This is a genomic window from Parafrankia sp. BMG5.11, assembly GCF_004337455.1.
Genome location: NZ_SJXI01000009.1, coordinates 34260 through 55163 on the forward strand (window position 1 = coordinate 34260; position 20904 = coordinate 55163).

A 20904-nucleotide genomic window follows, 5' to 3' on the forward strand; every position below is an offset into this window, starting at 1 on the left:
CATATGTGAACCGCGCCACAGTCATCAGGTTTAAGGTAAGGCTCCGCTAAGTTCTACAAACATCGTAGAAGTTGCGCCGGGCCCGGTCGCGCTGCCAGCACGTCTCACAGAGAGGGACTTCCGCCGTGCCTGATGTCCGCGCGAGCACCCCCGACGACGCGCCGCACGCCCACCGGCACCCCCGGCGGCGCGCACGCCACGCACGCCGCAGAGCGCAGTCCGGGTTCGCACTGGCGGCGCTCGTCACCGCCCTCACCGTCCTCACCGCCTGCGGCGACGACGGCGGCTCCGCGGCCGAGGGCTCCCTCACCCTGTACAGCGGCCGGAACGAGGATCTGATCGCGCCGCTGCTCGAGCGGTTCACCGCCGACACCGGCATCGACGTCGAGGCCCGGTACGGCAACACCGCGCAGATGGCGGCCCAGCTCCTGGAGGAGGGCGACCGGTCACCAGCCGACGTCTTCCTCGCCCAGGATGCCGGCGCGCTCGGCGCGGTGGCCAAGGAGGGCCTGTTCACGCGGCTGCCCGCGGCAAGCCTGGACGCGGTGCCGGCGGGCTTCCGATCCGCGGGCGGCGAATGGGTGGGGGTGACCGCGCGATCCCGGGTCCTCGTCTACAACGCGGACGCGGTGGCCGAGACGGAGCTGCCGGCGTCGGTGTTCGAGCTCACCGAGCCCCGGTGGAGCGGGCGGGTCGGGGTGGTGCCGACCAACGCCTCGTTCCAGGCTTTCGTCACCGCGATGACCGTTGTGCACGGCGAGGAGCGCACCCGCGAGTTCCTCGCCGGGCTCGCGGACAACGAGCCGCAGATCCGCGACAGCAACCTCGCGGTTCTCGAGGAGGTCGACGCCGGCACGCTCGACATCGGCCTGATCAACCACTACTACGTGGGCGAGCTGGCGGCCGAGCGCGGCGTCGCGCCGGACAGGCTCGACGCCCGGCTGCACTTCTTCCCCGGCGGTGACATCGGCGCGCTGGTCAACGTCGCCGGGGTCGGGATCCTCACCACCGCCGCCGACGACCCCGAGGCGCAGGCGTTCGTCGACTACCTGCTCGGCCCGGACGCCCAGACGTACTTCGCCGAGCAGACCTTCGAGTACCCCGTGGTCGACGGGGTGGCCGGCCCGGCCGGGCTGCCCGCGCTGGCCGAGCTGACCACGCCGGACGTCGACCTCAACGACCTCGATGGTCTCGAGGGCACGATCGCCCTCATCCAGGCGTCGGGGTTGACACCCTGAGCGCCGTGTCGCGGGCCCTCCCGCTGTCCCGGTTGTCGCCGCCCCGTCGTCCGCTGCTGTCGCTGGCGGCCCTCGGCGCCGCGGCGGTCACCGCCATACCGCTCTGCTACCTGCTGGTCCGGGCGCTCACGCCGGGCTGGGCGGGGTGGGCCGAGACGGTGCTGACCACACGCGTCGCGGAGCTGACCGCACGCAGCCTGGCACTGGCCGCGGTGGTCACCGCCGCCTGCGTGGTACTCGGGGTCGGCTCGGGCTTCGCCGTCACGCGCACGGACCTCCCCGCCAGGCGGGCGTTCGCCGTCCTGGCGGCGCTCCCGCTCGCGGTGCCGACCTACATCGCCGCCTTCACCTGGGTGTCGACGTTCCGGGGGATGGAGGGTTTCTGGCCGGCGGCGCTCGTGCTGACACTCTGCTGTTACCCGTATGTGTTCCTGCCGGTGACCGCGGCGCTGGTCGGGGCGGACCCGGCGCAGGAGGAGGTGTCGGCGTCGCTCGGACGCGGACCGCTGCGCACCGGTGTCGCGGTGACACTCGGGCAGATCCGCCCGGCGATCGGCGCCGGCGCGCTGCTGGTGGCACTGTATGTGCTCTCCGACTTCGGGGCCGTGTCCATCCTGCGGACCGACACGTTCACCCGCGCGGTGTTCGTGACGTTCGACCTCGGCTTCGACCGGACCGGCGCCGTGCTGCTCTCCACGGCCCTCGTCCTGCTGACCGTGGTCGTCCTGTCGGCGGAGAGCGTGACGCGCACGAGGCACGCCCGCTACACCCGGCTCGGGTCGGGGGCCCGGCGGCCGCACCCGCGGCTGCGCCTGGGACGGGCTCGGCTCCCGGTCGCCGCCGCGATGGCCGGGCTCTGCGCGCTCTCGCTGGGTCTGCCGGCGGTGAATCTCGCCCGGCGCCTGGCGGCCGGCGTGTCGGAGCCGGGCACGCTCGGTGAGGTCGCCCGCGCGACGGGGGCGACGCTGTGGCTGGCCGGCACGGGCGCCGCGCTGACCACCGTTCTCGCGCTGCCGGTCGGTCTCCTCGCGGTCCGCTCACCCGGGCGGCTGGCGGCCCTGCTCGAACGGCTGACCTACCTCTCGCACGCGCTGCCCGGCGTCGTGATCGGCCTCTCCCTGGTCTTCTTCGGGATCAACGTCGCCTACCCGCTGTACCAGAGCACGTGGCTGCTCGCCCTCGGCTATGCGGCCCTGTTCATGCCGCTCGCCGTCGCGGGGATCGCCGCGGCGGCCGCGCAGGCCCCGGCGGTCCTCGAGGAGGTCGCCTCCTCGCTGGGCAGACGCCCGCTCGGCGTCCTACGGACGGTGACGCTGCCCCTGATGATCCCCGGGGTGGCGTCGGGCGCCGCTCTGGTGTTCATCGCCTGCGTCAAGGAGCTGCCGGCGACGCTGCTCCTGCGGCCGACCGGCATGGACACCCTGGCCACCGAGCTGTGGACGCAGACAAGCGTCGCCGCCTACGCCGCGGCGACCCCGTACGCGGCGTTGCTGCTGGTGGTCTCCGCCGGTCCGGCCTGGCTGCTCGCCCGCCGCACCGGAGTGCTGGCCGAGTCCGGCGCACAGGTGTCCCGGTGAGCCGCGCGGGGACGGGCGGGGACCCGCCCGCGCTGCTGGTGCGGGGCGCGGTGCGCAGCTTCGGATCGGTCCGCGCACTCGACGGCCTCGATCTCGTCGTGCCGGCGGGCTCGCTGCTCGCGGTACTCGGCCCGTCCGGCTGCGGGAAGACGACGCTGCTGAGGGCCGTCGCCGGCTTCGAACGCCTCGACGCGGGCGAGATCAGCGTGCGGGGCCGGACCGTCGCCGGACCCGGCGTCCACGAGCCGCCACACCACCGGCGCGCCGCCGTCGTGCCCCAGGAGGGAGCCCTGTTCCCGCACCTCGACGTGGCGCGGAACGTGGGATACGGCCTGGACCACGCCACCCGCCGGTCCGGACGGGTCGCCGAGGTGCTGGCGCTGGTGGGGCTCGAGGGCTACGGCCACCGCATGCCGCACCAGCTCTCCGGCGGGCAGCAGCAGCGGGTCGCGATCGCCCGCGCCCTCGCCCCCCGGCCGGCGCTGATCCTGCTGGACGAACCGTTCACGGCGTTGGACGCGGGTCTGCGGGCGACGCTGCGCCGCGAGGTCCGGGAGGCGCTGCTCGCCGACGGCACCACCGCCATCCTGGTGACCCACGATCAGGACGAGGCGCTCAGCATGGCCGACCTGGTGGCGGTGCAGCGGGCGGGGCGGATCGTCCAGGTCGACGCGCCGCACCGGGTCTACTCGATGCCGGCCGACCCGTGGGTGGCGGGCTTCGTGGGCGAGGCCGCGCTGGTCCGGGGCTGGCTCGGCGACGGCGAGGTCCGCACACCCCTGGGCACGGTGCCCGTCACCGGGACGGACGTCGACCTCACCGACCCCGCTCCTGGGCCGGTGCCGGTGACAGTGCTCGTCCGGCCCGAGCAGATCGAACTCGTGCCCGCGGACGCTCACTGCCGGATGACACCGCCCGGCACGGGCGGCGGACAGGAGTCGGGCCGCCTCGCCCGCGTCGTCGCGCGGGACTACCACGGCCACGAGGTGCTGGTCACCCTCGCCGTGCGGGACGAGGACGCCGCCCTCGCGGCCAACGCGGCCAACATCCCCGGCCCGGGGGCAGGCAGCGGCACCGTCAGCGGCACCACCGTCAGCGGCACGGAGCTGCGTGCCCGGGCCCGGGTGGCCGGCGACCGGCCCGCCCTCGAGATCGGAGACCAGGTGATCGCCCGGCTCCGGAACGCCGCGAAGGTCTGGTACGACCCCTCGCGGTGACGATCCGCGGCCGCCCGGCCAGGGGGACGGGCGGCCGCGGATCCCGCGCCGGACGAGCCGGCGCGGGAGGTGGTCTCAGCGCAGCAGGCCGCGTGCCGCCTCGACGATGTGCGGCGTGGAGATGCCGGCGAAGTCCAACAGCTCGTCCGGGGTACCGGAACCGGGAAGCTCACCGACGGCAAGATGCGCCAGCCGCAGCGAGACGCTGCCGTCGCGCAGGACGCCCGCGAGGCCCTCGAGCACCGCGCCGCCGAGGCCGCCCTCGGCGTAGTGGTCCTCCGCGACGACGAGGCGGCCACCGGTCGCCCGCGCCGCCTCCGCCAGGGTCGCGGTGTCCACCGGCTTGACCGAGTACAGGTCGATCACCCGTGCCGAGACTCCCTCGGCCGCGAGCACGTCGGCCGCGGCCAGGCAGTGGTGCAGGGTGACCCCGGCGCCGATCAGCGTCACGGTGTCGGCGTCGGAGCTGCGCAGCACCTTGGAACCGCCCGGCGCGAACGTCTCGTCCGGGCCGTAGAGCACCGGGTAGGCACCGCGGGTCGTCCGCATGTAGCTGACACCGGAGATCCCGACCATCGCCTCGATCAGCTTGGCCGCGGAGGTCGCGTCGCTCGGGTAGAGCACCGTCGAGCCGCCCACGGCCCGCATCATCGCGAGATCCTCGAGCGCCATCTGGGACGGGCCGTCCGCACCGATCTCCACCCCGGCGTGCGATCCGGCCAGGCGGATGTCGACCTGCGAGATGGCCGCCATCCGGATGAAGTCGTAGGCGCGGGAGAAGAACGCGGCGAACGTGGAGGCGAACGGGACGTACCCGCGCACCGACAGGCCGACCGCGGCCGCGACGAGCTGCTGCTCGGCGATGAAGATCTCGAAGAACCGCTCGGGGTGCGCCTTGGCGAAGTCCTCGGCGTAGGTCGAGTTGCTCACCTCGGCGTCGAGGGCGACGACGTCGGTGTGCGCGCCGACCGCGGCCAGCGCCTGGCCGTAGGCCCGCCTGGTCGCGACCTTGGCGCCCAGCTCGTAGGTGGGGAGCTTGATCGCCGGCTTATGGGCCGGGGCCGGGCGCGCCATGTCCGCCGGGGGAACCGGGCCGCGCACGCGCAGGTTCCGCTCGCCGCCCAGCTCCGCGATCGCCCGGGCGGCCATGTCCTCGGGCAGCGGCTTGCCGTGCCAGCCGTCGGCGTCGGCGACCTCGGAGAAGCCCTCGCCCTTGCGGGTGCGGGCCAGGATCACCGTGGGCCGGGAGGCGTCCTCGGCGTCGGCGAGCGCGGCGTCGATCGCGCCCAGGTCGTGGCCGTCGATCACGACCGCGCGGGCGCCGAACGCCTCGACCCGGCGGGCGTAGGCGTCCATGTCCCAGCCGAACTCGGTGGGACCGCGCTGGCCGAGACGGTTGACGTCCACGATCGCGATCAGGTTGGACAGGCCGTAGTAGGCGGCCTTGTCCAGCGCCTCCCACATCGAGCCCTCGGCCATCTCGCTGTCGCCGCAGACGACCCAGACCCGGTACGGAACCTTGTCCAGGAACTTGCCGGCCAGCGCGACCCCGACGGCGTCGGGCAGGCCCTGGCCGAGCGATCCGGTCGCCACGTCCACCCAGGGCAGGACCGGGGTCGGGTGGCCCTGCAGCCGGTGCCCGAACCGGCGGTAGCCGGTCATGAGCTCGTCGTCGGTGACGACGCCGACCGCCTTGAACATCGAGTAGATCAGGGGCGACGCGTGCCCCTTGGAGAAGATCAGGTGGTCGTTCGCCGGGTCGTCCGGGGTGTCCCAGTCGTAGCGCAGGTGGCGCGTCAGCAGCACCGCCATGACGTCCGCGGCGGACATGGAGGAGGTCGGGTGACCGGATCCGGCCGAGGTGCTGCTGCGCACCGAGTCGACCCGCAGCTGCTGTGCGAGTTCCCGAACCGTCTCCAGGTCGGCGACACCGACCACTTCGGACACGGGAGTTGCCACACCAGCCTCCTTAGTCAGGATTGTGCTGCGCAGATCGGTTGCACGGATGTGTCAAGGGCCGGCCGGCCCGAGCGTTCCGTCGCCTGCCGAAGTACCCTGTCACTCCGCGATCCGAACCGTACCAGCACCTACGGCCCGCCACGCCTGGCGCAATCGCGCCTTCGTCACACCTTCCCGCTCGTCACCCGGCCCGCACGGCCCCGCCGCCACCTGGCGATCGGCCGGGACGCAGGGACTACTGGGCGTGGTCCGCGACGTCCACCCGTCCTGGGCCGACACCACACCGTGGTGATCATCACGCGGCGGGCGCGTCCCGCCGCCCCCCGGTGGGGCACCCGCCCGGGGATCCCCGGGCGGGTCAGACGGCGGGTGTGTGGGCCGCGGACGGCGAGGCCCGATGGAACAGCTGATAGAAGCGGTACCCGATCCCCTCGCGCAGGATGTACCGCATCTGGGTGCCGAACCCGCGGTTGGCCGGGCCCGCCGTCGCCGGCGACGTCACCGCGTCGACGCCGAGGTCGTCGGCGATCGCCCGGGAGCGCAGGCTGTGCCAGCGGTCGGTCACCACCACCGCGGACCGCCACTGCCGGCTGTCCATCAGCCCGGCCACCGCGGTCAGCGACGACAGTGTGTCGACGCCCTGGGGCACCACCAGCACGGCGCTGGACGGGACGCCGTGGTCACGCAGGTAGGACCCGGCGGCCTCGGCCTCGGTGAAGCGGTCCCCCGGCTGGTTGCCGCCCACCGTGATGACCCGTGGCGCGACCCCGGACCGGTAGAGCTCGAGGGCGTGGTCGAGCCGGGCGGCCAGGATGGCGGACGGCCGGCCGTCGTACTGCGAGGCGCCCAGGACGATCAGCGCGTCGGAGGCCCGCCGGTCGTCACCGCGCCCGACCCACCACACCTGCCCGAAGGTCATCACGGACCCGAGCAGCACGATCCCGACGATGATCGCGACGATTCGGGCCGCCCAGCGCCACCAGGGCACCCTGAACCAGGACGCCGAGGGCGGACGGGGCACAAGCCGCCGGAGGGACAGGTCCACGCGATGTCACGTTAGCCGTCCGGGACCAGCCCAAACCTCCCGGGCGCACCTGGGTGCTCCGCAACGCGTACTCAGGTGCCGGTGGGGCCGTCGGCGCCGCCCGGCGCGGCCGGCAGCGGGCCGAGCGCGTCCCAGTCCAGCACCTCGGCGGCGACGTCGCGGATCTCCGCCAGCAGCCCGAGCCGGGCCGCGCGCAGCGCGGGATCGTCGGCCATCACCAGCACCGCGTCGAAGAAGCCGTCGACCGCGTCCGGGAGCTGCCCGGCGGCGGCCACGAAGTCGTCGAGCCCGGGCAGGCGGCCGGCGGTGCGCGCCGCCAGCTGGCGGGACAGCTCGGTGACGGCCTGAGCGAGGCGGTGGTCGGCGGGGTCGACGAGGGCGCTGATCTCGATGCCCGGCGCGACGTCGGCCGGGACGATCCGGCGGACCCGCCCCAGCGCGGCGGCCAGCCGCGCGAACGACGCGGTCTCCACCAGCGGGCGCAGTGCCTGCAGGGTCACCATCGCCTGGCCGGGCCGGCCGGTCAGCGGGCGCAGCGCGCCGACCAGCCGGTGGTCGACGCCGGTGTCGAGCAGGTACTGGGCGAACCGGCCGCGCACGAACGCGTCGGCCTGCTCCAGGGCCGCCTCCGGAACCGACACCGGGACGAGCTTCGCGGCCTCGGCCAGCATGTCGGCCACGGTGATCCCGGCCAGCTCCGGCCGCTCGGCCAGGATCGCGGTGACGCCCAGCGCGGCGCGGCGCAGACCGAACGGGTCGGAGCTGCCGGTGGGCGCCGCGTCGAGCGCGAACAGCCCGGCAAGCAGGTCGATCCGGTCGGCCAGGGCGAGCAGCGCGCCGGGGACCGTGGCCGGCAGCGTCCCGCCGGCCCGGCGCGGCAGCTCCATCTCGTGGAGCGCGACGGCGACCGCCTCCGGCTCGCCGGCGCGGCGGGCGTACTCGCGGGCCATCGTCCCGGCCAGGCTGGACAGCTCGATCACCATCTGGGTGGCGAGGTCGAACTTGGCCAGCTCGCCGGCGCGGTCCAACGTCCGCCGCTCCGCCGGGGACAGCGCGCCCGCGTCGGAGGTGGCGAGCCGGTCCGCGAACAGGCCGGCCAGCCGCGCGATGCGCTCCGCGCGGTCGGCCACCGACCCGAGCCGCTGCTCGAAGGTCAGCTTCGCCAGCCCCGCGCGGAACGTCTCCAGCGGGACCTTGAGGTCGGCGTCGAAGAAGAACGCCGCGTCCTCGAACCGGGCCCGCACCACCGCCTCGTTGCCCGCGCGGACCAGCGGCACGTCCACCGCGCCGTCCGCGACCGTGACGAAGCAGGGCAGCAGCGCCCCGGCCGTGTCCCGCACCGCCAGGTAGCGCTGGTGCTTGTGCATGACGGTGGTGAGGATCTCGGCAGGCAGGTCGAGGTAACGCGGCTCGAAGGAGCCGAGCACCGGACGCGGGAACTCGACCAGGTTGGTCACCTCGTCGAGGACGTCGGCCTCGGCGTCGAGGTCGATCGTGCCCGCGTGCTCGGCCGCCAGCTTCGCGGCCTCGTCGACGATCAGTTCGCGGCGCGCGGCCGGGTCGAGCAGGACGGAGTTCTCGGCGAGCAGCTCCGGGTAGCCGACGGCGCCGGTCACCTCGATCGGCGGGGACCCGGCGCGCCGGTGCCCGCGGGTGGTGGAGCCCGCGGCCAGCGTCGACACCGCGACCGGGACCACCGCCCCGCCCAGCAGCGCCACCACCCAGCGCACCGGACGGCTGAAGGACAGCTCCGGGTCGTTCCAGCGCATGTTCCGCTCGGCGCGCAGCCCGCCCAGGACGGCGCCGAGGACCTCGGCGAGCACCTCCGTCGCGGGACGGCCGGTGTCGGTGCGCACCAGGGCGACGTGCTCCACCCCGCGGTGCTCGACGACCGTCAGGTCCGCCACGTCGCCGCCCTGCCCGCGCACGAAACCCGTCGCGGCCTTCGTCGGCGCGCCCTGGTCGTCGTAGGCGGCGGAGCGGCGCGGGCCGCGCACGACCCGCTCGACGTCGGGCTCACGCGGCGCGACGTCGTCGACGATCGCGACGATGCGCCGCGGGGTGCCCTGCACCCGCAGCTCGCCGTAGGTGAGCCGGGTCGCCGCGAGCCGCTCGACGAGGGCCGCGCGGACGGCGGCCGTCTGGCGGGTCACCTCGGCGGCGGGCAGTTCCTCGGTGCCGATCTCGAACAGCAGGGTGGCCGGCCCCGCCGGCACGGCGGCCGGGTCGACCGGCCGGGCGACGGCCGGGGCCAGGCGCGGCGCCTCCCCCAGCGGGTCGCCGAGCTCGTCGCGCCTGTCCCGCCAGAGCTGGGCGACCTCGCGCGACATGCCGCGCATCTGGGCGAAGGAGGTGGCCCGCTCGGTGGTGGAGACCGCGCCGCGCGAGTCCAGGATGTTGAACGCGTGCGAGCACTTCAGCACGTAAATGTGCGCGGGCACCGGCAGCCGGGCGTCGATGAGGCGGCGCGCCTCTGCGGCGCAGTCGGCGTACATGCGGCGCACCGTGTCGATGTCGGCCTCGTCGAGGTAGTACCGCGACATCTCGTACTCGGCCTGGCCGAACACCTCGCCGTAGGAGACCCCCGGCGCGTAGGCGATCTCGGTGAAGTGCCGGACCTCCTGCAGCACCATCAGGATCCGCTCGATCCCGTAGGTGATCTCGACGCTCACCGGGTCCAAGCTCTGGCCGCCGGCCTGCTGGAAGTAGGTGAACTGGGTGATCTCCTGCCCGTCCAGCCACACCTCCCAGCCCAGCCCCCAGGCGCCGAGCGCCGGCGAGGCCCAGTTGTCCTCCACGAAGCGGACGTCGTGCGCCGCGGTGTCGATGCCCAGGGCCTGCAGGCTGCCCAGGTAGAGCTCCTGCGGGTTGCCCGGGTCGGGCTTGAGGACGACCTGGAACTGGGTGTGGGTCTGCAGCCGGTTCGGGTTGAAGCCGTAGCGGGAGTCGTCCGGGCGCACCGAGGGCTCGACGTAGGCCACCCGCCACGGCTCGCCGCCGAGCACCCGCAGGATGGTCGCCGGGTTGTGCGTACCGGCGCCGACCTCGGTGTTGAACGGCTGCACGATCATGCAGCCGCGCTCGGTCCAGTAGCGGGTCAACGTCAGCAGGGCGTCCTGCATGGTCAGCATCGGGTTCAGCCTCGGCAGCTCGGTTTCGGCGACTCGGTCTCGGCCACTCACAGCCGAGGCTACCGGGTGGCGGCGCCGCTACCCGTAGCCCGCGTGGCGTGCTCCGGGCGTGGCTAGCCCTCCCGGCGCCCGCCAGGCGCAGCTACGGCGGCGTCCGGCGCCAGCGCGGACCCGTGCGAGCGCGCCGCGCCGTCGGCCTCCCGTTCGTGCAGCACCTCGAAGGCGCCGGGCGCGTCCTGAGCCCAGGCCAGCAGCGGTGTCAGCTCGCACCGCACGGCGAAGGCGGACAGCGCCCGCCGCCAGGCCCCGGGCCCTGCCCACTCCGTCACCAGCAGCCAGGCCACCGGCTCGTCGACGGCGCGGCCGAGCCGGGCCGAGCGGAACCCGCGCTGGCCGGCGAGCGCCGCCACCACCCGCTCCCCGGCCGCGGCGAAGTCGACCTGGGCCGGCTCGGGCACCTCGAAGCGCAGGACCGCCACCACCGGAGCCCCCGTCTGGTCGCGGTCAGGCACGGTTGGTGATGATCCCGCCGTAGCGCCGGTCACGACGGGCGTACTCCTCACAGGCCAGCCACAGATCCCGGCGGTCGAAGTCAGGCCACAGAGTGGGCACGAAGGAGAACTCGGCGTACGCGGCCTGCCAGAGCAGGAAGTTACTCAGCCGCTGCTCGCCGGACGTCCGGATGAGCAGGTCGACGTCCGGCATGTCGGGCTCGTCGAGATACCGGGCGACGGTCTCCTCGTTGACGCGCTCCGGGCGCAGCAGGCCGGCCCGCACGTCCCGGGCGATCGCCGCCGCGGCGTCCGCCAGCTCGGCCCGCCCGCCGTAGTTCACGCACATCACGAGCGTGAGCCGGTCGTTGTCCCGGGTGCGCTGCTCCGCCGACTCCAGCCGCCGGATCACGTTGCCCCACAGCCGGGGACGGCGGCCCGCCCAGCGGACCCGGACTCCGAGCTCGTCCATGTCGTCGATACGGCGACCGAACACGCCGTCGGTGAACCGCATCAGGAACGCGACCTCGTCCGGCGAGCGCTTCCAGTTCTCCGTGGAGAACGCGTACACCGACAGCCAGCGCACCCCCATCTCGATGGCGCCCTCGACGCAGTCGAACAGCGCCTCCTCACCCGCCTCGTGCCCCTTGGTACGGGGCAGGCCGCGCAGCTTCGCCCAGCGCCCGTTTCCGTCCATGACGATCCCGACATGCTGCGGGACCAGGGCCGGCGGCAACGGCGGTGGCTGCGCTCCGGACGGATGAGGACGCGGATCGCGGAACCGCCGGCCCACCTCTTCACGCAGGCTCACAGCCGACATCCTCTCGTTCGGGCCGACGGCACGGCGACCGACCTCCGCCCCGGTGGGGCGCTCACCCCCATGGTCCGAACCGGCCGGCCCGCGCACACCCGGACCGCCGGTCTCGCAGCACACATCCCGTCCCCGCTCCTCACACGGTCCCTCACGCCCGCCGCGCACTGCCGTGCCCGGCCAGGGCCCCCGCCCTCGGCCACGTGTCCTCCGGCCGCCCATGCCCGTGGCCCTCACGTCCGTTCGAGATGCGGAAGGGCGCGCAGCGCCCGCTCGAGATGCCACTGCAGGTAGGCGGCCACGATGCCGCCGGCCTCCCGCCGGACGCGGGCATCGCTCGCCTCGGCGCCGTCCCAGTCACCGTGCAGGAGGTCGGCAAGCAGCCGCACCGCGGCCGGAGACGTCGACGCCGCACCCCGCGGTCGACATTCCGGGCACACTACGCCGCCGCCGGGAACGGACAGCGAGTGGTGCGGCCCCGGCTCCCCACACAGGGCGCACTCGTCGAGGGCCATGCCGTACCCCGAGACCGCCAGGGAACGCAGCAGGAAGGCGTCCAGGACCAGCGACGGCGGACGCTCACCGCCCGCCAGGGTACGCAGGCCGCCGACGAGCAGCAGGAACAGCCGTAGGGCAGGCTGGCGTTCTTCGCTGGTCAGGCGCTCGGCCGTCTCCAGCATCACCGCGGCCGCCGTGTACCGCGCGTATTCCTGCGCGATCGTCGCACCGTAGGCACCGAGAATGTCCGCCTGGGTCACCGTGTCCAGCGACCGACCCTCGTGCAGTTGGAGGTCGACGTGGGTGCCGGGCTCCAGCCGGGCACCGAACCGCGAGGACGTCCGCCGCACCCCCCGGGCCACCGCGCGGACCCGGCCGTTACGCCGGGTGAGCACCGTGACGACGCGGTCGGCCTCGGCGAAGGGCGCCGTCCTCAGGACGACGCCTTCATCGCGATACACCGGCACGTTCCCATGGTTGCACGCCCGTCCCCCCGAACAGGTAGGCCGCCGCCCGCAGGGCACGACGAGACGGACCCGGCGGCGGCAGACCGCTGGCGCGGCGTTGGGCGGGGATTCCGGCGACCACCGCCGCCGCGATCGCCATCATGTGTGGGTGCGGGTTGTTCGGCGGACGGCGCGAGGCATCATCATTGACGAGAACGGGCGGCTGGTGCTGTTCCGCAGAACCTTCCCCAAGCGCAAGCCGTACTGGTCCACCCCGGGCGGCGGCGTGGACCCCGAGGACGCCTCGGTGGAGGACGCGCTGCACCGCGAACTCGCCGAGGAGCTCGGCGCCGTGGTGGACCGGGTCCAGCAGGTCTACGTGACCGCCGCGCCCCGCGGCGAGGGGATGAACCTGCAGCACTTCTTCGTCTGCCGGCTCGTCTCGATGGACCTGGACCGGCGTACCGGCGCCGAGTTCGGCAACCCGGCCAAGGGCCGCTACGCCGTCGAGCGGATCGACCTGCGCGGCAAGAAGCTCGCCCGCTACGACCTCCAGCCGGCCGCGGTGAAGGACTACATCGTGGCCAACAGACAGGCCCTGCTGGCCACCGCGCTCAGCGGTGACGACCCGCCGCTGATGCGGGCCGACGCCCCGGAGCCGGAGCCGGAGCCGGAGCCCGCCCGGCCGTCGATGCCGCCCATCCTCGAGATCGTGGACGGCGAGATCGTCGGCGCCCCGGCGGGCCGGACCACCGACGAGCGGTCGCCGGCCCGGCGCTGGCGGGACCGCCTGCGGCGCCGGCTGCCGACACCGTCGTGACACCCACGGCCATGACGCTCCGCGCCGTGACGCTCAGAAGCCCAGCCGGCGCAGCTGCTTCGGGTCCCGCTGCCAGTCCTTGGCAACCTTGACGTGCAGGTCCAGGTAGATCGGGGTGCCCAGCAGCGCCTCGATCTGCGTCCGGGCCCGGGTGCCGACGTCGCGCAGCCGGGAGCCGCCGGCGCCGATGACGATCGCCTTCTGGCTCGGCCGCTCCACGTACACGTTCACGTGGACGTCGAGCAGCGGCCTGTCCTCCGGGCGGTTCTCCCGCGGGATCATCTCCTCGACCACCACGGCCAGTGAGTGCGGCAGCTCGTCACGCACCCCCTCCAGCGCCGCCTCGCGGATCAGCTCGGCGACCATGACCTGCTCGGGCTCGTCGGTCAGCTCCCCGTCGGGGTAGAGCCGCGGGCCCTCGGGCAGACGGGAGACGAGCACGTCGGCCAGCGTGCCGACCTGGAAGGACGACACCGCGCTCACCGGCACGATGTCGGCGAAGTCGCCGAGCCCGGAGACCTCGAGCAGCCGGGCGCCGACCCGGTCCGGGTCGCCGACCGCGTCGACCTTGGTCAGGATCGCCACCACCGGGGTGCGCCCCGCCATCCGGCCCAGCTCGTCGGCGATGAAGCGGTCGCCGCGGCCGAGGGGCTCGTCGGCGGGCATGCAGAAGCCGATCACGTCGACCTCGGACAGCGTCGTGCGGACGACGTCGTTGAGCCGCTGGCCGAGCAGGGTGCGCGGACGGTGCAACCCCGGGGTGTCGACCAGGATGAGCTGCGCGTCGGGGCGGTTGATGATGCCCCGGATGGCGTGGCGGGTCGTCTGCGGCCGCCCGGAGGTGATCGCCACCTTCGTCCCCACCAGGGCGTTCGTCAGCGTCGACTTGCCCGCGTTGGGCCGCCCCACCAGGCAGGCGAACCCCGACCGGAAGTCCGTCGCCGGGTCGGCGAGCTCGATGTCCACTAGCTCGTCACCCGGCTGTGCGCGACGCCGTCGGGACCGGCGAGGTAGACGGGCACCCCGGCGCCGAACTCGGCGAGCATCGCCAGGTCGTCGCCGGCGGCCTCGCCCGCCTCGGTCACCACGGCCGCGGCCTCGAAGCGGCGGGCGCCGCTGGAGGCCGCCGCCACGACCGCGGCACGCAGCGCCGACGTGGCCAGCTCGGGCCGGGTGTGGGAGACAGTCGCGGCGGCGTACGTCCGGCCGTCGGTGTCGCGCACCGCCGCGCCCTCGGCCGGCTGGCCCGCGGACGTGTACGCGCGCAGCCGGGCGGACCGAGCCAGCACCACCAGCTTCGCGTCCTCGGCCTCAAGGACGAGGCCGGCCGGCGGGGTGGGAGACGTCACGATGTCACCTTTCTGCTCGCTGGGCCCGGCGGGTGGCCCTCCGACTCGCTGTCGGTCTTCTTGCCGTCGGTTTTCCTGTTGCTGCCCTTGCCGTTGCTGCCCTTGCTGTCACTCCCGGTGGCACCCTTGCCGGTGGTGCCCCTGCCATCGCCGCTCTTGCCGGCTCCGTTCCCGCCGTTGCCCGGTGCCGGGGACAGCCGGTGGACGACGACGGTGCCGATCTGGTTGCGCCGCCCGGCCGCGCGCTCCGCCGACAGCCGCAGGCCGGCGACGTCCGCCGTCGCGCCGGGGATGGGCACCCGGCCCAGCGCGTTCGCGAGCAGCCCGCCGACGGTCTCGACGTCCTGCGCTCCGGGCAGCTCCTCGACGCCGAACAGGTCCGCGAGGTCGTCGACGTCGAGCCGCGCCGTCACCCGGGCGGTGTCGTCGTCGAGCCACTCGACCGGCGGCGCGGCGCTGTCGTACTCGTCCGTGATCTCACCGACGATCTCCTCGAGGACGTCCTCGATGGTCACCAGGCCGGCCGTGCCGCCGTACTCGTCGATGACGACGGCCATGTGGGTGCGCGACGCCTGCATCTCGCGCAGCAGGTCGTCGGCGGGCTTGCTCTCCGGGACGAGCACGGGTGGGCGCATGACCTCCGCGACCCGGCTGCTCTCCCGGCCCTCCCGCTCCCAGCCGACCATGTCCTTGAGAAAGCCGATGCCGACGACGTCGTCGATGCTCTCGCCGATCACCGGGATGCGGGAGAAGCCGCTGCGCAGCGCCAGCGAGATCGCCTGCCGGACGGTCTTGTCGGACTCGATGAAGACCATGTCGGGCCGCGGCACCATCACCTCGCGGACGAGCGTGTCACCCAGTTCGAACACCGAGGCGATCATGTCGCGCTCCTCGGGCTCGATGACCTCGTTCTCCTCTGCGAGGTCGACGAGGTCGCGCAGCTCCGCCTCCGAGGCGAACGGGCCGTCCCGGTAGCCGGGGCCGGGCGTCACCGCGTTGCCGAAGGCGATCAGCAGGCGGGGCAGCGGGCCGAAGACCTTCGCGAGCCGGATGGTCAGCCCGGCGGTGGCCAGCGACACCGCCGGGGCGTGCTGGCGGCCGAGCGTCCGGAACATCACGCCGACGAGGATGTAGGCGACGAGCGTCGACACCAGGGCCCCCAGCCCGACGGCGGCGAACCCGGAGCCGTAGGCGTGCACGGCCAGGACGGTGATGCAGGCCGCCGCGGCCATCTCGCCGGCGATCCGCAGCAGCAGCAACAACGCCAGGTAGCGCCCGGGGTCGGCGACGACCCGGGCGAGGTTCGCCGCCCCCGCCTTGCCCTGCCGGGCGAACTCGTCGACGCTGACCCGGGAGACCCTGGTCAGCGCCGCGTCCACCGCGCCCAGGCCGGCTGCGGCGAGCGCGGTCACCGCGGCGATGAAGACGAGGAGAAGATCACCGGAGTCCATGGCGGCCCGGCCCCGTCAGGAGGCGCCGGTGCCGGCCGCGGTGTCCCAGGAGGCCAGCAGGCTGTTCTGGAGCTTCCACATCTCCCGTTCCTCCTCCGGCTCCGCGTGGTCGTAGCCGAGCAGGTGCAGGATGCCGTGGGTGCAGAGGATGTGCAGCTCGCGCTCCATCCCGTGGCCGGCCTGCGCGGCCTGCCGCCGGGCCACCTCGGGGCACAGGACGACGTCGCCGAGCAGGGTCGTCGGGTCCTCCTCGGGCGACTCCGACCACGACGGCTCGAACGCCTCGTCCTGCGGGAAGGCGAGCACGTCGGTCGGGCCCTCCTCGGCCATGTAGCGCACGTGCAGGTCGGTCATCGCGTCGATCTCGACGAGCATGACCGAGAGCTCCGCCAACGGGTTGACCTTCATCGTGTCGAGCACGAAACGGGCGAGCGCGGCCAGCGTGACCTCGTCGAAGTCCGTCACGCCCGACTCGTTGGCGACGAAGACGGCCATCAGAGAACCCTTCCCGCCGCCGGGGGGGGAGCCACGGCGCCAGCGCCGGCACCGGCGCTCATCGGCGGTCCCGGCGGGCCGCCCGCGTGGGGCGCGCGTCCGTGCTCGGTGCCGGGCTCGCCGCGTCCCAGCGCGCGTAGGCGTCGACGATGTCGCTGACCAGCCGGTGCCGGACGACGTCCGTGCTGGTCAGGGTCGCGAAGTGGACGTCGGCGACGCCGTCCAGGATCTCGCGGACCACTCGCAGGCCACTCTGCGTGCCACTGGGCAGGTCGACCTGGGTGACGTCACCGGTCACCACGATCTTGGACCCGAAGCCGAGGCGGGTCAGGAACATCTTCATCTGCTCGGCCGAGGTGTTCTGCGCCTCGTCCAGGATGATGAAGGCGTCGTTGAGCGTACGGCCACGCATGTACGCCAGCGGCGCGACCTCGATGGTGCCGCTCTGCATGAGCCGCGGGATCGAGTCGGGGTCGATCATGTCGTGCAGCGCGTCGTAGAGCGGACGCAGGTACGGGTCGATCTTCTCGTAGAGCGTCCCGGGCAGGAAGCCGAGCCGCTCACCCGCCTCGACCGCCGGCCGGGTGAGGATGATCCGGTTGGCCTTCTTCGCCTGCAGCGCCTGCACGGCCTTGGCCATCGCCAGGTAGGTCTTGCCGGTGCCCGCCGGGCCGATCCCGAACACGATCGTGTGCTGGTCGATCGCGTCCACGTACCGCTTCTGGTTCAACGTCTTGGGACGGATCGTCCGACCACGGTTGGACAGGATGTTGAGGGTGAGCACCTCGGCAGGCCGCTCCCCCGCGCCGCTGCGCAGCATCGCCACCGAGTGGTCGACGTGCTGCGGGCTGATCTCGGTGCCGGCGTCGAGCAGCGCGACGAGCTCGGAGAACAACCTGGCGGCCAGCTCGTTCTCCGCCGGGTCACCCGTGATCGTGATCTCGTTGCCGCGGACGTGGATGTCAGAGGAGAAGGCCTTCTCGATCACACGCAGGAGCTGGTCCTGGTGCCCGAGCAGGCTCACCATGCTGTGCCCGTCGGGGACGACGATGCGTGTGGTGACCCGGGAGCCGGGTGGGGTGTCGGATTCGGGCATGTAGTACGGCCGCCTGGGCCGGAGCACCTCTCGCTTCAACCTGGGACGAAGGTCGCCCTCAGAAGGCGGTAACGCCGCGGGACCGTCGGATCCATGCCTCGGCCACCGAGGACCAGGTCGAAACTGCGAACAAGCCACGCTGTGCCACGCCAGCCATGCTGTGCCACACCAACCACGCCACCGGCCAGCTGTGCCACCCGGGGCGGGGCCGACACGTTACCGGCCGATCTCGAGTCTATCCGCCCAGCCGACCGATGTCGGCGAGTACCACGGCCGCCGCGACCACGCCTGCCGTGGACGTCCGCAGCACCGTCGGGCCGAGCCTGCCAGCCACCGCGCCGGCGGCCGTGAGCGCTTCGAGCTCACCGTCGGCCACACCGCCCTCCGGACCCACGACCAGCAGAATCTCGCCGATCTCCGGCTCGACCGCGGGCACCGGCTCGACCGCGAACGCCGGCTGCAGGGCACGCGCGAGCCCGGCCAGCGGCGTCGTCGCCGTCTCGTGCAGCACGACGGCGAGCGCCGCCCGGCGCGCGCGCTCGGCGAGCGCCGCGGTGCCCGCCAACGGGCCGACCAGCGGCCAGGCGTGCCGGCGCGACTGCTTGGCCGCCTCCTGGGCGGCGCGGGTCCACCTGGCGCGCGACCGCTCGCCGCGTTCCCCGTCCCAGCGGACGACGCAGCGCGAGGCCGCCCAGGGCACGATCTCGTCGACCCCGATCTCGGTGAGCATCTCGACCGCCAACTCCCCACGGTCGCCCTTGGCCAGGGCCTGCGCCACCACCAGCCGGGGCCCGGCCGCGGCCGGCGACCGCCGGCGCAGGACGACGCATTCGAGCTCGTCGCGGCCAACCGACCGGACCTCGCACTCCAGCGCGGCACCGGCGCCGTCGGTGACGTCCAGGCGCTCACCCACCCGCAGCCGGCGCACCGTCGCGGCGTGCCGGCCCTCGGGGCCGCCCAGCACGAAGACGTCGGCCGACGGCAGCGGATCCAGGTGGAAGACGGGCGCGGTCAGCGGTTGCGCCGACCGCCACGGCGCCGGGAGAACAGGCCGGACCCGCTGGAGGACCCGCCGACCACCGCCGGCGTCTCCTCCTCACGCAGCTTCGCCAGCTCCCGCAGGAGGCGTTCCTGCTCGGCGTCGAGCTTCGTCGGCGTCTCGACGACGATGTGGATGTGCAGGTGCCCGCGCCCCACCGCGCGCAGGTGCGGAACACCGCGCCCGGCGAGCCTGAGCACCTCGCCGGGCTGGGTGCCCGGCTTCACCGTGATCGTCTCGGAGCCGTCGAGGGTCTCCAGCGTCGCCATCGTGCCCAGGGCCGCGGCGGTCATCGGCAGGCGAAGGTCGCAGTGGAGGTCGTCGCCCTCCCGGCTGAAGACCGCGTGCTGACGCTCGGAGACCTCGACGTACAGGTCGCCGGGCGGCCCGCCGCCGGGGCCGACCTCGCCCTCGCCGGACAGCCGGATGCGCATGCCGTCCTCGACGCCCGAGGGGATCTTCACCGTCAGGGTCCGGCGCTTGCGGACGCGGCCGTCACCGGAGCAGTCCCGGCAGGGGTGCTCGATGACCGTTCCGGTGCCGGAGCAGCGCGGGCAGGGCCTCGAGGTCACCATCTGGCCGAGGAACGAGCGGGTCACCTGCTGGACCTCGCCGCGGCCGTGGCAGGTCGAGCAGGTCGACGGCTGCGTGCCGGGCGCGGCGCCCGCGCCGGTACAGGTCGCGCACACCACGGCCGTGTCGACGGTGATGTCCCGGGTGGCACCGAACGCGGTCTCGGCCAGGTCGAGCTCGAGCCGCAGCAGCGCGTCGTTCCCACGGCGCACCCTCGAGCGCGGGCCGCGGCTGGCGCCACCACCGAAGAAGGCGTCCATGATGTCGCCGAGGCCGCCGAAACCGGCGCCGAACGGCGAACCGGCGCCGGCCGCGCCACCACCGGGCGCGAGCGGGTCACCACCGAGGTCGACGATCTGCCGCTTCTCGGGGTCCGAGAGGACCTCGTAGGCGTTCGTCACGTTCCTGAACCGCTGCTGCGCCTCCGGGTCCGGATTGACGTCCGGATGCAGCTCCCGGGCCAGCTTGCGGTAGGCCCGCTTGATCTCGTCACCGGTGGCGTCACGCCGCACACCGAGCGTCGCGTAATAATCCACTGCCATCAGTCGGCACCCAAGAGTTCACCCACGTACTTGGCGACGGCTCGTACGGCCGCCATCGTTCCCGGATAGTCCATCCGCATCGGGCCGACGACTCCCATTCCGCCCAGCACCGCTGGGCCGAGACCGTACCCGGTGGCGATTACCGACGTTGAGCGGAGGGCGTCCACATCCGTCTCACGCCCGATGCGCACCGTCACAGTACCGGTCTCCCGGGCTGAACCGATCAGTTTGAGGAGCACGACCTGCTCCTCGAGTGCCTCCAGAATGAACCGCAGCGAGTCGGCGAAGTCGACCGAGGAGCGTGTGAGGTTGGCGGTACCGGCCAGCGCGACCCGCTCCTCCTGCCGCTCCAGGAGGGCCTCGAGCACCACGGTGGTGAGCGTCGTCAGGTGCGGACGCAGATCCGGCCGGACGGTCTCGGGCAGGTCCGCCGCGACCTCTGTGGCGTCGACCACACGGCGGCCCCGCAGCGAGCCGTTCAGCAGGCCGCGCAGCTCGCCGACCACGCCGTCGTCGACCGGGGTGGGAATGTCCACCACCCGCTGCTCAACCCGGCCTGTGTCCGTGATCAGTACCAGGAGCAGGCGGTTCGGGTTGAGCGTGACGATCTCGATGTGTCGGACGCTGCTGGACGAGAGTGAGGGGTACTGGACCACAGCCACCTGACGTGTGAGTTGCGCGAGCAGGCGCACCGACCGCCGCACCACGTCGTCGAGGTCGACCGCGCCCTCCAGGAAGCTCTGGATGGCCCGGCGCTCGGCGCGTGACAGCGGCTTGACGCCGGAGAGCCGGTCGACGAAGAGGCGATAGCCTTTGTCTGTCGGGATGCGGCCCGCGCTGGTGTGCGGCTGCGTGATGTAGCCCTCTTCCTCGAGGGCCGACATGTCGTTGCGCACCGTGGCGGGCGACACGCCCAGAGCGTGCCGCTCGGCCAACGTCTTGGATCCCACCGGCTCGTTGCTGAGCACGAAATCCTCGACGATCGCCCGCAGCACCTCCAGCCGCCGTTCCTCCAACACGTGGCCACACCCCCTTCGCCGGTTTCGGTAAGCCAGGCGGGGCTGGCGGCGCGCGCCGGACCGGTCACCCTGTGCTACTGGTCACCCTGTCCCACTGGTAACCCGGC

At 73.5% G+C, this 20904-nt stretch carries 18 protein-coding genes; 4 read left to right on the forward strand and 14 right to left on the reverse strand.

What is annotated here, in order from left to right:
* The first annotated feature begins 230 nt into the window (after positions 1 to 230).
* Genes E0504_RS06345 through E0504_RS06355 form a run of 3 tightly spaced genes read left to right on the forward strand, consistent with a single transcriptional unit; the run spans position 231 to position 4032 of the window.
* Complete coding sequence (locus E0504_RS06345) at positions 231 to 1238, forward strand: iron ABC transporter substrate-binding protein (RefSeq protein WP_112106881.1); 1008 nt, start codon at positions 231 to 233, stop codon at positions 1236 to 1238.
* A gap of 23 nt (positions 1239 to 1261) precedes the next feature.
* Positions 1262 to 2815, forward strand: coding sequence for an iron ABC transporter permease (locus E0504_RS06350; RefSeq protein WP_112106880.1), 1554 nt, complete (start codon positions 1262 to 1264; stop codon positions 2813 to 2815).
* On the forward strand, positions 2812 to 4032 hold the full coding sequence (locus E0504_RS06355) for an ABC transporter ATP-binding protein (protein WP_235014106.1): 1221 nt from the start codon (positions 2812 to 2814) through the stop codon (positions 4030 to 4032). Before E0504_RS06350 ends, E0504_RS06355 begins: the two co-directional genes overlap by 4 nt.
* 75 nt (positions 4033 to 4107) lie before the next feature.
* Here E0504_RS06355 and E0504_RS06360 read toward each other — a convergent pair whose 3' ends face one another.
* From E0504_RS06360 to recO, 6 genes are all read right to left on the reverse strand, one after another.
* A complete protein-coding gene (locus E0504_RS06360; protein WP_131622423.1) occupies positions 4108 to 5991 on the reverse strand; it encodes a transketolase in 1884 nt (627 codons plus the stop codon).
* A gap of 358 nt (positions 5992 to 6349) precedes the next feature.
* Positions 6350 to 7036: a YdcF family protein gene (locus E0504_RS06365; protein WP_071065341.1), complete on the reverse strand. Its 687-nt coding sequence runs from the start codon at positions 7034 to 7036 to the stop codon at positions 6350 to 6352.
* Between the two features lie 71 nt (positions 7037 to 7107).
* Positions 7108 to 10167 (reverse strand): glycine--tRNA ligase, encoded by a 3060-nt coding sequence (locus E0504_RS06370; protein WP_131622425.1) that lies wholly within the window; start codon positions 10165 to 10167, stop codon positions 7108 to 7110.
* A 113-nt stretch (positions 10168 to 10280) separates the two neighbouring features.
* A complete protein-coding gene (locus E0504_RS06375; protein ID WP_071065340.1) occupies positions 10281 to 10679 on the reverse strand; it encodes an antibiotic biosynthesis monooxygenase in 399 nt (132 codons plus the stop codon).
* Entirely contained in the window at positions 10672 to 11469 is a 798-nt protein-coding gene (locus E0504_RS06380) for an isoprenyl transferase (RefSeq protein ID WP_112106878.1), read from the reverse strand. The genes E0504_RS06375 and E0504_RS06380 overlap by 8 nt, the downstream gene beginning before the upstream one ends.
* Positions 11470 to 11702: 233 nt before the next feature.
* A complete protein-coding gene (gene recO, locus E0504_RS06385) occupies positions 11703 to 12434 on the reverse strand; it encodes a DNA repair protein RecO (protein ID WP_198145482.1) in 732 nt (243 codons plus the stop codon).
* Positions 12435 to 12582: 148 nt separating this feature from the next.
* On the opposite strand from recO, the gene E0504_RS06390 reads away from it, so the two are divergent.
* Positions 12583 to 13233, forward strand: a complete 651-nt coding sequence (locus tag E0504_RS06390) for an NUDIX domain-containing protein (protein WP_243657441.1) — start codon at positions 12583 to 12585, stop codon at positions 13231 to 13233.
* Between the two features lie 33 nt (positions 13234 to 13266).
* Here E0504_RS06390 and era read toward each other — a convergent pair whose 3' ends face one another.
* The 8 genes from era to hrcA form a co-directional block, all read right to left on the reverse strand.
* Positions 13267 to 14199 carry a GTPase Era gene (gene era / locus E0504_RS06395; protein WP_020459718.1) on the reverse strand — a complete coding sequence of 311 codons (933 nt, stop codon included), beginning with the start codon at positions 14197 to 14199 and terminating at the stop codon, positions 13267 to 13269.
* A complete protein-coding gene (locus E0504_RS06400; protein WP_071065336.1) occupies positions 14199 to 14582 on the reverse strand; it encodes a cytidine deaminase in 384 nt (127 codons plus the stop codon). The genes era and E0504_RS06400 overlap by 1 nt, the downstream gene beginning before the upstream one ends.
* Positions 14579 to 16033 (reverse strand): hemolysin family protein, encoded by a 1455-nt coding sequence (locus tag E0504_RS06405; protein ID WP_112106837.1) that lies wholly within the window; start codon positions 16031 to 16033, stop codon positions 14579 to 14581. Before E0504_RS06405 ends, E0504_RS06400 begins: the two co-directional genes overlap by 4 nt.
* Before the next feature lie 15 nt (positions 16034 to 16048).
* Positions 16049 to 16528, reverse strand: coding sequence for an rRNA maturation RNase YbeY (gene ybeY / locus E0504_RS06410; RefSeq protein ID WP_020459715.1), 480 nt, complete (start codon positions 16526 to 16528; stop codon positions 16049 to 16051).
* A gap of 58 nt (positions 16529 to 16586) precedes the next feature.
* Complete coding sequence (locus E0504_RS06415; protein WP_112106876.1) at positions 16587 to 17624, reverse strand: PhoH family protein; 1038 nt, start codon at positions 17622 to 17624, stop codon at positions 16587 to 16589.
* Between the two features lie 235 nt (positions 17625 to 17859).
* The gene (locus E0504_RS06420) at positions 17860 to 18639 is read right to left on the reverse strand and encodes a 16S rRNA (uracil(1498)-N(3))-methyltransferase (protein ID WP_112106836.1); all 780 of its coding nucleotides are present in this window, start codon (positions 18637 to 18639) and stop codon (positions 17860 to 17862) included.
* Positions 18636 to 19778, reverse strand: a complete 1143-nt coding sequence (gene dnaJ, locus E0504_RS06425) for a molecular chaperone DnaJ (protein ID WP_020459712.1) — start codon at positions 19776 to 19778, stop codon at positions 18636 to 18638. The genes E0504_RS06420 and dnaJ overlap by 4 nt, the downstream gene beginning before the upstream one ends.
* Positions 19778 to 20797 carry a heat-inducible transcriptional repressor HrcA gene (gene hrcA / locus E0504_RS06430; protein ID WP_020459711.1) on the reverse strand — a complete coding sequence of 340 codons (1020 nt, stop codon included), beginning with the start codon at positions 20795 to 20797 and terminating at the stop codon, positions 19778 to 19780. The genes dnaJ and hrcA overlap by 1 nt, the downstream gene beginning before the upstream one ends.
* Positions 20798 to 20904 lie beyond the last annotated feature (107 nt).